At 64.5% G+C, this 611-nt stretch carries 1 protein-coding gene; it reads left to right on the forward strand.

Annotated features, from left to right (window positions below):
* A partial coding sequence (locus tag H0921_RS17595; RefSeq protein WP_194539838.1) for a hypothetical protein occupies positions 1–585 on the forward strand: 585 nt, incomplete at its 5' end.
* Positions 586–611: the final 26 nt, after the last annotated feature.

The following is a 611-nucleotide window of genomic DNA, read 5'->3' on the forward strand; positions in this document are numbered from 1 at the left end:
GGCGACCACGAAGCGGCGGGACGGCTGATGCGGCGGCAGGCGGTTCGGCTGCGCCTTGACCTGGCCGACGAAAAGATCGGCATTGTCGATGGGGCGCCGTGGATTGGCAAGCAGGTGGCTCGGCAGAACCTGCCGCTGGACGCGTTGGGGTTGGATTTCTACCACTTGGCCGAGCATGTGCACGCGGCTCGCCGTGTGGTTTTTGGCGAGGAGGATGAGGACGGCAAGCGTTGGGCGAGCGAGTTGCTACACGTTTTCAAGCACGAAGGTTACGAGGCGGCCTGGGCGAAGCTGCTCGACTGGCGTGGCACGCTGCGGGGTGCGAAGCGGCAGGCGGCGGATGCGTTGCTGGGGTATGTGGGGGAGCGGCGGGAGATGATCCGCTATCCGGAGTTTGTGGCGAAGGGTTGGCAGTTGGGGAGCGGACCGACGGAGTCGTGCTGCAAGACGCTGACGGCTCGGCTCAAGGGGCGTGGTCGGCGTTGGGATGCCCGGAACGCCGAGGCCGTGATGGCCTTGGAGGCTCTGAAGCAATCGGGTCAATGGCAGGCCTACTGGCTAATTCAAGCCAAAATCCCAGCTTAGTGCCGCCAGAATTTCTGGTCAGACCC

This window comes from Thermogemmata fonticola (genome assembly GCF_013694095.1).
Lineage (GTDB): Bacteria > Planctomycetota > Planctomycetia > Gemmatales > Gemmataceae > Thermogemmata > Thermogemmata fonticola.